Source organism: Mycobacterium sp. TH-M11, from assembly GCF_057473725.1.
Map to the genome: position 1 here is coordinate 1 of NZ_JBYCLD010000008.1, position 9504 is coordinate 9504.

Genomic DNA, 9504 nt, shown 5'->3' on the forward strand with positions numbered 1-9504 from the left:
GGCGCTGACCATTCGTGACCTCATCGGCGAGCGGCCGATCTTCCGACGAGAACAGGCGGTCGGGTTGTCGACGACTGCCTATCTGCTGGCCAAGGTCACGGTGTTCTGTGTGTTCGCAACCGCCCAGGCGGCCGTCGCAACGACCATCGTCCGCTTGGGTAAAGGTGCGCCCACTGCGCATCCTCCGTTCTTCGACGACGCGACGTTCTCGCTGTTTGTCACCGTCGCCGGAACCTGCGTGGCCTCAGCCATCCTCGGTCTGATGCTCTCGGCGATCGCTCAGTCCAATGAGCAGATCATGCCGTTGCTGGTGGTGTCGATCATGTCGCAGCTAGTACTTGCCGGCGGCATGATTCCGGTAACCGGTCGAGCAGGGCTCAATCAGATGTCCTGGCTGACCCCCGGGCGCTGGGGTTACGCCGCCGGCGCGTCCTCGATCGACTTTCCGGACCTGGTGAAGGTCAAGCAGATTCCGACCAACGACCCGATCTGGCAGCACTCCAAGCACATCTTCCTGCTGGACATGGGCATGCTGGCAGCGCTGTCGCTGTTCTACGCCGGATACGTGCGCTGGAGTATCCGGCTCAAGCGTTAGCCAGGCTGGCCAGCGCGTACTCGCTGACCGCGATCAAGGCGTCGGTCGCAGATCTGCGGTCCCGGGCATCGACGTTGATCACCGGGACGTGGGCGGGCAAGGTCAGCGCCTTGCGCACCTCGGCTGCCGGATACCTTGGCGTGCCGTCGAATTCGTTGACCGCGATCAGGAACGGCAGGTTGCGATGCTCGAAGAAGTCGACGGCGGCGAAGCAGTCCTGCAAACGCCGGCAGTCCACCAGGATCACCGCGCCGATCGCACCGCGCACCAGGTCGTCCCACATGAACCAGAATCGGCGCTGGCCGGGCGTACCGAACAGATAGAGCACAAGATCCTCATCGAGGGTGATCCGGCCGAAGTCCATGGCAACCGTGGTGGTCCGCTTCTCCGGGGTGGCGTCGACCATGTCGACGCCGGCGGAGGCGTCGGTGACCATCGCCTCGGTGCGCAGCGGCATGATCTCCGACACCGAGCCGACGAATGTGGTCTTGCCCGCGCCGAAACCACCGGCGATGACAATTTTGGTGGACGCGGTGTCACGCGACTTGTGCATCGGGGCGACCCTGGCATCAGAGCGCTCGTAGGCCACGGAGCGTCCTTCCTATCAGTTCGCGGCGTTCATCACCGGTGGAGCGTTCGGTCAACGTCCGATTAACTCGAAGGTAGCCCGAAGTCACCAAATCGCCGACCAACACGCGCGCGACACCCAGCGGCAGATCTAACCGAGCCGATATTTCGGCCACCGACGGGCTTTTGCGGCACAGCTGCACAATTCTGTCCCGCACATCGCCCCGCGGCCACCGGTGGAACATCGCCGACTGCAAGGCCTGCACCGGCGCTTCCAACGGGATGTCGACCGTGGCCTTCGTTCGGCCCGCCGTCAGGGCGTACGGCCGGACCAGACTCGCCTCAACTGGCGGCGGCTCGGGCTCCAACGGCTGACGATTGTCCATGACCGCTCAGGAGTTCAGTGGGGCACGCCGCGACGACTGGACCACGTTGCCCACCCGTTCGACGAGCACCGCCATCTCGTATCCGATCTGCCCGATGTCGCACGACGTCGCGGCCAGCGTGGCCAGATACGAACCGTCACCGACCTGCATCAGCAGCAGGTAGCCGTTCTGCATCTCCACCACCGACTGCAACACCTGGCCACCCTCGAACAGCGCAGCGGCGCCGCTGGCCAGGCTGGCCAGACCTGACGACACCGCCGCCAGCTGGTCGGCGCGCTCCTTCGGCAGCCGCTCGCTGGCCGCCATCAGCAGTCCGTCAACGGATACCAGGATGGCGTGCGACACCCCGCGGACTTCACGGGCGAAGTTCGACAGCAGCCAGTCCAGGGAGTTGTCGGCGGGCACAGATTGAAAGCCAGCGGTCATTCGGGTCCTTGGTCGTTGTCACGGGCGTGCGACCGCGCTGCGCGGATGCCGCCGAAGTGGTTGCTCATCGAGGCGCGCACGGCCTCCGGGTCGCGTAGCGGAGCCCGATGCGCGGGGGTGCGGCTCGCGCCGGTGGTGGTTCCGGTGGTAGTGCCGTTGTTGTCGTCGGCGCGGTGGTGCGCGTTTCCGTTCGGCTCCCCCCCGCCGGGCACCAGCCGTGCGCCGGGTTCGCGCACTGGCAGGCCCTGCTCGGTGTGTCGCTGCACGGGCGTGTTCTCCACTTCGGCGGCAGCCGACCAGCCCCGGTCCCACACCGTCTGCCAGTCCAGATCCGGGCTGTGCGCCAGCTCGCGCGGGTCGACCAACCATTCGGAGAGCATCTGTTTGTAGATCAGATCGTCCGCGGGCGACTCGGGCGGCGGGGGGGCTTCGGGGGCCGCCCAAACGTCCTCGAACGGGGCCGCCGGCACGGCCGGCTCGGCTTCGGGCCGCTTCCGGTTTTCCCGGCTCTCGCGGTTGAATCGGACCCGCGAGCCGAAGAACGACGAGGTGTTCGAGGCCGGCTGTGCCACGGGTTGTTCCCGGGCGGGCTCGGCAGTCTCCGCCGGAGCGGCCGACGGCTCGGGTTGCGGCGGCGACGCGGCCGCAAGCCCGACGATCCCGCTGCCGCCGGGCCTGCGCCGCGGCAGCAGGCTGATCGACGACTCGGTCGAGGGCAAGCCGTTTCGTTCCGAGGTGTCCTCGGGCTCGGCCGGCAATTCGGGCTCTACCAGCGGCTCGGGCCACGTGGGGACGGGCGCTGCTGCCACCGGCTCGGTTTTGCGCGGCGCCGCCGTGCCCGCGTCGGCACTCGCCAGCACGGTCGACGGCAGATAGACCTCGGCGGTCGTGCCCGACCGCGCCTCCTCGATCGACGAGGCGCGCAGCCGAACCCGGATGGCGTGCCGGTCGGCCAGCCGACCGACCACGAACAGGCCCATGTGGCGGGCGCTGTCGGGGTTGACCTCTCCACCCGCACGCAGGCGCATGTTGGCGATTCGGCGGTCGCCGTCAGTCATGCCCAGCCCGACGTCGACGATCTGCAGCAGCACCGCCCCGTCGCTGCGGAAGCCCGCCGACACCCGAACCGGCGATGCCGGCGGCGAGTACCGCAGCGCGTTGTCGATCAACTCCGCAAGGAGATGGGCGATGTCGCCGGAGGCCGCTCCCACGATCATGCAATCGGGCACCATCGACGTCTCGACCCGTCGGTAGTCCTCGACCTCGGAGGCGGCCGCATGGATGATCGACGCCAGCGGCGCAGCCGTGCGCTGATCGCGGCGCGAGCCCTGCGCGCCGGCCAGCACCAGCAGGTTCGCGCCGTTGCGGCGCATCCGGGCGGCCAGGTGGTCGAGACGGAACAGGCTGTCGAGTCGCTCGGGATCTTCTTCATTGCGCTCGAGGCGGTCGATCAGCGAGAGCTGCTGGTCCACCAGCGACCGATTGCGCCGCGACATCGTCTCGAACATGTCGTTGACCAGGTGCCGCAGTCTGGCTTCGTCGCCCGCCAAAAGTAAGGCCTGGGTGTGCAATTCGTCGACTGCGTGCGCGACCTGACCGATTTCTTCGGTGGTGTGCACCGGCAACGGCTCGGGCGGCGACTCGTCGCCGGCCCGCACCCGGGTGATCTCCCGCTCGAGGTCTTCGTGGGCGACTTTCAGGGCGCCGTCGCGCAGCACCCGCAGCGGCTGGATCAGCGAGCGTGCGACCAGCAACACGATGACCAGCGCGGCGGCGAGGGCGGACAACACCAGGACGGTGTCTCGGATCGCGGCATTGCGACGGTTGTGGGCCTGGTTCTCGACGGCCTTGGTCACCTTCCCGGTGATGTCCTTGATGATCCGCGCGGCGATTTCGTCGGTGGTCTGCACCGAGCGCAGCAACGCCGGGTTGTTCACCAGCTTTTGCGCCGGATCGGACATCAGACCCATCCGCGTCACCATCTGCTGCTGCAGCGTCTTGGCCTCTGGAGAGCCGACACCCAGCACTTCGGCCATGCCGAACAGGGTCGACGGCTCGGTACCCGCCAGGGTGATCATCGACGTGCGCAGTTCGGGCTCGGGCAGTGCAGCGCCGCGTGCGATCAGCACCTGCTGCATCATCATCTGGCCGCGGGCGCCGATCGCCCGGCTCAGACCCTGCGCCTGGGCCCGGATCTGTTCGTTGTCGACGCGAACCGACCCGTCGATCGCGTTCTCGGCGGTCAACAGGATGGGCGCGTAGGTCGTCACCCGTGCACGCAGTCCGAGGGTGTTCGACTCGACGTTGTCCAGCAGGGACTGCCCGCCGTCCAGCATCGCGTCGATGCCGGCGGCGACGTCGGGCGCGACGTTGGTGTCGTGCAATCGGGCCTCGAGCTCACTTTTGCGGGCGTCGTAGTTCTTTTTCGCGCCGTCCGAATCGCCACCGGTCGAGCCCGCCAGCAATGCGACGTCGAGCGCCGACATGTATTTGGTTATAGCCGGAACCATCTCGGCGCGGTCGGCGGCCAACCGCAGCCGATGCGCGTCGCTGAGCGCACCCGCAACACGAAATCCGCCGAATACCATTGCCAGCAACAATGGCAGCGCCACAATGGCGAGGACTTTCCACCTGACCGGCCAATTTCGCACCGACCACGAAGCCGGCCGTTTCACCGAGGCTGACTCGTCGCCGGTGTTACCCGTCGGCTCGTTTTTAGACGACGAGATCGACCGCTTGGAGCGGGCAAACATGGTCACCGGAACAGCGCGGTGTGAGCGTCCGCTCCGCTGAATCGCAGTAATAGCGCGTCGTTCATGGGGACTTCCTGCTAATTGCGCTCACCCCGAGCGACGGGCAAGCCTTACACGCCTGGCAATTCAGCGAGTATGCCAGGCTGTGGCGGCAGTGACCACAATTCTTACGGAACAGACAGAGTTCAGCGAAGCGCCAGCGACTCTGCCTCAGATAGCCGAGCAAATAATCTCCACAGCCAGCACCACCAACGGCGGCGGGTATCGGGCACCCGGGTCCCAACGCTTTCCCGGTTACCGTGTGGTGTGTTCAGGCTGCTGTTTCACTCCCCTCGAATCCCGCCCAATACGGGTAACGCAATCCGGACGGCGGCCGCCACCGGAGCAGAACTGCATCTCGTCGAGCCATTGGGTTTCGACCTGACCGAACCGAACCTGCGTCGCGCCGGACTGGATTACCACGACCTGGCATCGGTCACCGTCCACCCGTCACTCGACGAGGCGTGGGCGGCACTGGCGCCGCCGAGGGTGTTTGCCTTCACCGCCCATGCGACGCAGGTGTTCACCGAGGTCAGCTATCAGGTCGGTGATGTCCTCATGTTCGGCCCCGAGCCGACCGGACTGGACGCGGCAACACTGGCCGATCCCCACATCACTGAGCGCGTGCGCATCCCGATGCTCGACGGGCGGCGGTCGCTGAACCTGGCCAACGCCGCCGCAGTGGCGGTGTACGAAGCGTGGCGTCAGCACGGTTTCGCCGGCTCGGTCTGACGTCGTACGCGTTACCAGGTGTTCCAGTGCGTGAGTTGCTCGGCCGGTAGCCGCTTGGCCGGCTTGAAGTCGGTGCCCTTGGTGTAGGCGATCGGGAACAGGCCGCCCTGGCTGTACTTCTGGTAGGGAATGCCGACGATGTCGGCGACCTTTTCCTCGCCGCCACGGATCAGGTGCAACGTCGTCCAGCAGGTGCCCAGCCCGCGCGAGCGCAGCGCCAGGCAGAAGCTCCAAACCGCCGGGTGCAGCGACGCCCAGAATCCCGCGCCGCCCGTCGGTGCCTGGTCCTCGCGGCCTTCGATGCACGGGATCATCAGTACCGGCGCCCGGTGGATGTGCTCGGCCAAATAGCTCGCGGAATCGCGGACCGCCGGCATCCGCTCCCCACGGGTGTCGCCGTCGGCGTACTCCGGCGCCGGTGACTTCAAGTAGCCCCGCGCGTTGTCCAGGTAGATTTCGCCGATCGCTTTCTTCTCGGCCTCGTCCTCGACGAAAACCCATTGCCAGCCTTGGGAATTGGAGCCGGTCGGCGCCTGCAGCGCCAGGTCGAGACATTCCATCAGGAGATCGCGGGACACCGGCTTGTCAAAGTCGAGGCGCTTGCGGACCGAACGGGTGGTGGTGAGGAGTTCATCGACAGAAAGATTGAGGGCCATGCCTTGGAGACTACATTCGCGCCGTTTCCGGCAGCCTTGTCACACTGGCCACAGCGGTAGCAGCTTCGTGGGCACGTTCCTTTTTCGAAAACGACGCGTATCCGATATCACTCGCGGCGGGCGGAGCCGGTGATATCGCATGTGGGTACGAAAACGAAAAAGAGTGGACCCCAAGACCTGTGCCGCTGCGCCGCTCGAGGTCTGGGCCTCTCGAAATCTGGGCCTGGGTCAGCGGAAGTCGCGGGACTTCGCTCCAATCTTGAGGGTGAGCTCGGCAAACCGCTCGGCCATGACGGTGACTGCGCCACTGGCATTTTGGACCTGGCCACGGATCAGCAACGCCGACGCCGACTGAGCCAGTCTGCGGTGCCGTGCCCACACCCCCGGCGTGCAGAGTACGTTGACCATCCCGGTCTCGTCCTCGAGGTTGACGAACGTCACGCCACGAGCCGTGCCCGGTCGCTGCCGATGCGTGACCGCCCCGGCCACCAACACTCGGTCGCCGTCGGGCACTGACAGCAGTTCGGCGGCGGGTATCACCCCTAACTCGTCGAGGTCCGATCGCAGGAACTGGGTCGGGAAGCTGTCCGGCGAGATACCGGTGGCCCACACGTCGGCCGCCGCCAACTCCACCTCGCTCATTCCGGGTAGCGACGGCACATGCGACGACGAGCCCACCCCCGGTAAGCGGTCCGGCCGCCCCGTGGCGGCGGCACCGGCCGCCCACAGCGCCTCGCGTCGCGACATCCCGAAGCATCCCAGCGCGCCCGCGGTGGCCAGCGCCTCGACCTGTGGCACGGACAGCCGAACGCGGGTCGTCATATCCAGCAGGGAAGTAAAGGGGCCGTGGGCTTTTCGCTCTTCGACCAGCTTCTCGGCCAGGCCTTCCCCGATGTGACGGACCCCGCCCAGTCCCAGCCGCACCTCGGTTCCACCGTTCTCGCACGTGGCATGCACCAAGCTGGCATTGGCATCCGGCCTGTGCACCGTCACACCATGCCTGCGCGCGTCGGCCACCAGCGACTGCGGCGAGTAGAAGCCCATCGGCTGCGCACGCAGCAGCGCCGCGCAGAACACCGCGGGGTGATGCAGCTTGAACCACGACGAGTAGAAGACCAGCGACGCGAAGCTCAGCGAATGGCTCTCCGGGAAGCCGAAATTCGCGAACGCCTCCAGCTTTTCATAGACCCGGTCGATGACCTCGTCGGAGGCGCCGTGCAGGCTCCGCATGCCGTCGTAGAACCGGCCGCGCAACCGCTGCATGCGTTCGGTCGACCGCTTGGATCCCATGGCACGGCGCAGTTGATCGGCCTCCGCGCCGGTGAAACCGGCGCAGTCCACTGCGATCTGCATCAACTGCTCCTGAAACAGCGGAACTCCCAACGTCTTATGCAACGCCGACTCCACCGACGGGTGGTCGTAGACGATCGGGTCGAGGCCGTTGCGCCGCCGAATGTACGGGTGGACCGATCCGCCCTGGATCGGCCCGGGGCGGATCAACGCCACCTCGACCACCAGGTCGTAGAACACCCGCGGCTTGAGCCGCGGCAAGGTGGCCATCTGCGCGCGGGACTCCACCTGGAACACCCCGACGGAATCGGCGCGCTGCAACATCTCGTACACCGCCGGTTCGGACAGGTCCAGCGCGGCCAGGTCGACCTCGATGCCTTTGTGCTCGGCCACCAGGTCGATGGCGTAATGCAGCGCCGAGAGCATGCCCAGGCCGAGCAGATCGAATTTCACCAGACCGATTGCCGCGCAATCGTCTTTGTCCCACTGCAATACGCTGCGGTTTGCCATGCGGGCCCATTCCACCGGGCAGACGTCGGCGATCGGGCGATCGCAGATCACCATGCCGCCGGAATGGATGCCCATGTGCCGGGGCAGGTTCTGGATCTGGGTGGCCAGCTCGACCACCTGCTCGGGAATGCCGTCGATGTCCGACGGGCGCCCGCTCCAGTGGCTGATCTGCTTGCTCCAGGCGTCCTGCTGCCCTTGCGAGAATCCCAGGGCACGGGCCATGTCGCGCACCGCGATTCGGCTGCGGTAGGTGATCACGTTGGCGACCTGGGCGGCGTAGTCGCGGCCGTACTTGTCGTAGACGTACTGGATGACGTTTTCGCGCAGATCCGACTCGATGTCGATGTCGATGTCGGGCGGGCCGTCACGAACCGGTGACAGGAAGCGCTCGAACAGTAGCTCGTTGGCGACCGGGTCGACCGCGGTGACGCCGAGCGCGTAGCAGACTGCCGAGTTGGCCGCCGATCCCCTGCCCTGGCACAGGATGTTGTTCTCCCGGCAGAACCGGGTGATGTCGTGGACCACCAGAAAGTATCCCGGAAACTTCAGTTGCGCAATGATTTCCAGCTCGTGCTCAATCTGGGCATACGCCTTGCGCGCCTGAGCCGGCTGACCGTAGCGGCGCTGCGCCCCTGCCATGGTCAGCTCACGCAGCCAGCTGTCTTCGGTGTGCCCGGGCGGGACGTCAAACGGCGGCAACTGCGGGGCAATCAGCGCCAGGCCGAAGGCGCACTGCTCGCCGAGTTCGGCAGCGGCGGTCACCGCACCAGGGTGCTGCGCGAACAGCCGCGTCATCTCCTCACCGGAGCGCAGATGCGAACCGCCCAGCGGGGCAAGCCAGCCGGCCGCCTCGTCCAGCGATTGCCTGGCCCGGATCGCGCCCATCGCCATCGCCAGCCGGCGCCGTGACGGCGCAGCGAAGTGCGCTCCGGTGGTCGCAACACTGCTGAGTCCGAACCGCTGCGCCAACATGGCCATTTCGGCGTTGATGTCGTCGTCGACCGGGCAGCCGTGATGGGTCAACTCGACACTGATCCGATCGGAGCCGAACCGGTCCACCAGATCGGCCAGCGCCGCCGAGGCAGCGTCCGGCCCGCCGGTGGTCAGCGCGGAGCGAACGTGACCTTTGCGGCAGCCCGTCAGGATGTGCCAGTGCCCGCCCGCCGCCTCGGTGAGCGCGTCATAGTCGAAGCGCAGCTTGCCTTTCTCGCCGCCGGCCAGATGCGCCGCCGCCAGCTGCCGCGACAGCCGGCGATAACCCTCTGGCCCGCGAGCCAGCACCAGCAGATGCGGGCCGGCCGGATCGGGATCGTCGGTCCTGGCGCCGGATTCCCCGGAACAAAGCGACAGCTCGGCGCCGAACACCGTCCGCATATCCAATTCGACGGCCGCTTCGGCAAACCGCACCGCGCCGTAGAGGCCGTTGTGGTCGGTCAGCGCGATGGCTCGCAGGCCGAGCCGCACCGCCTCCTCGACCAACTCCTCCGGCGCACTGGCCCCGTCGAGAAAGCTGTACGCCGAATGCGCATGCAGCTCGGCGTATGGGACGG

At 66.8% G+C, this 9504-nt stretch carries 9 protein-coding genes; 3 read left to right on the forward strand and 6 right to left on the reverse strand.

Going from position 1 to position 9504, the window contains the following annotated elements; genetic code table 11:
* Window positions 1-595: ABC transporter permease (locus AC2VOG_RS00350; protein WP_486937926.1), on the forward strand; the 595-nt coding region annotated here is incomplete at its 5' end.
* On the opposite strand, the gene AC2VOG_RS00355 is transcribed toward AC2VOG_RS00350, so the two are convergent.
* From AC2VOG_RS00355 to AC2VOG_RS00370, 4 genes are read right to left on the reverse strand one after another with little or no spacing between them, the layout of a single operon-like run.
* Window positions 585-1148 carry a GTP-binding protein gene (locus AC2VOG_RS00355; protein WP_486937934.1) on the reverse strand — a complete coding sequence of 188 codons (564 nt, stop codon included), beginning with the start codon at window positions 1146-1148 and terminating at the stop codon, window positions 585-587. The genes AC2VOG_RS00350 and AC2VOG_RS00355 overlap by 11 nt on opposite strands.
* A gap of 16 nt (window positions 1149-1164) precedes the next feature.
* Complete coding sequence (locus AC2VOG_RS00360) at window positions 1165-1548, reverse strand: DUF742 domain-containing protein (protein ID WP_486937927.1); 384 nt, start codon at window positions 1546-1548, stop codon at window positions 1165-1167.
* A 6-nt stretch (window positions 1549-1554) separates the two neighbouring features.
* Window positions 1555-1974, reverse strand: a complete 420-nt coding sequence (locus AC2VOG_RS00365) for a roadblock/LC7 domain-containing protein (RefSeq protein WP_486937928.1) — start codon at window positions 1972-1974, stop codon at window positions 1555-1557.
* Window positions 1971-4586, reverse strand: a complete 2616-nt coding sequence (locus AC2VOG_RS00370) for a sensor histidine kinase (protein WP_486937929.1) — start codon at window positions 4584-4586, stop codon at window positions 1971-1973. Before AC2VOG_RS00370 ends, AC2VOG_RS00365 begins: the two co-directional genes overlap by 4 nt.
* A gap of 1 nt (window position 4587) precedes the next feature.
* On the opposite strand from AC2VOG_RS00370, the gene AC2VOG_RS00375 reads away from it, so the two are divergent.
* Window positions 4588-4767, forward strand: a complete 180-nt coding sequence (locus tag AC2VOG_RS00375; protein WP_486937930.1) for a hypothetical protein — start codon at window positions 4588-4590, stop codon at window positions 4765-4767.
* 266 nt (window positions 4768-5033) lie between these two features.
* Window positions 5034-5498 (forward strand): tRNA (cytidine(34)-2'-O)-methyltransferase, encoded by a 465-nt coding sequence (locus tag AC2VOG_RS00380; RefSeq protein ID WP_486937931.1) that lies wholly within the window; start codon window positions 5034-5036, stop codon window positions 5496-5498.
* Window positions 5499-5509: 11 nt separating this feature from the next.
* Here AC2VOG_RS00380 and AC2VOG_RS00385 read toward each other — a convergent pair whose 3' ends face one another.
* Window positions 5510-6154, reverse strand: coding sequence for a nitroreductase family protein (locus AC2VOG_RS00385; RefSeq protein ID WP_486937932.1), 645 nt, complete (start codon window positions 6152-6154; stop codon window positions 5510-5512).
* A gap of 228 nt (window positions 6155-6382) precedes the next feature.
* Window positions 6383-9504, reverse strand: a 3122-nt coding sequence (locus tag AC2VOG_RS00390; protein WP_486937933.1) for an error-prone DNA polymerase, incomplete at its 5' end; no start/stop codon positions are given.

Excerpts from the sequence above, each read along its gene's own strand:
- AC2VOG_RS00360 (WP_486937927.1), bottom strand. The coding sequence starts at position 1,548 with ATGGACAATCGTCAGCCGTTGGAGCCCGAGCCGCCGCCAGTTGAGGCG.
- AC2VOG_RS00355 (WP_486937934.1), bottom strand. The coding sequence starts at position 1,148 with ATGCACAAGTCGCGTGACACCGCGTCCACCAAAATTGTCATCGCCGGT.
- AC2VOG_RS00375 (WP_486937930.1), top strand. The coding sequence starts at position 4,588 with ATGGCGAGGACTTTCCACCTGACCGGCCAATTTCGCACCGACCACGAA.
- AC2VOG_RS00385 (WP_486937932.1), bottom strand. The coding sequence starts at position 6,154 with ATGGCCCTCAATCTTTCTGTCGATGAACTCCTCACCACCACCCGTTCG.
- AC2VOG_RS00365 (WP_486937928.1), bottom strand. The coding sequence starts at position 1,974 with ATGACCGCTGGCTTTCAATCTGTGCCCGCCGACAACTCCCTGGACTGG.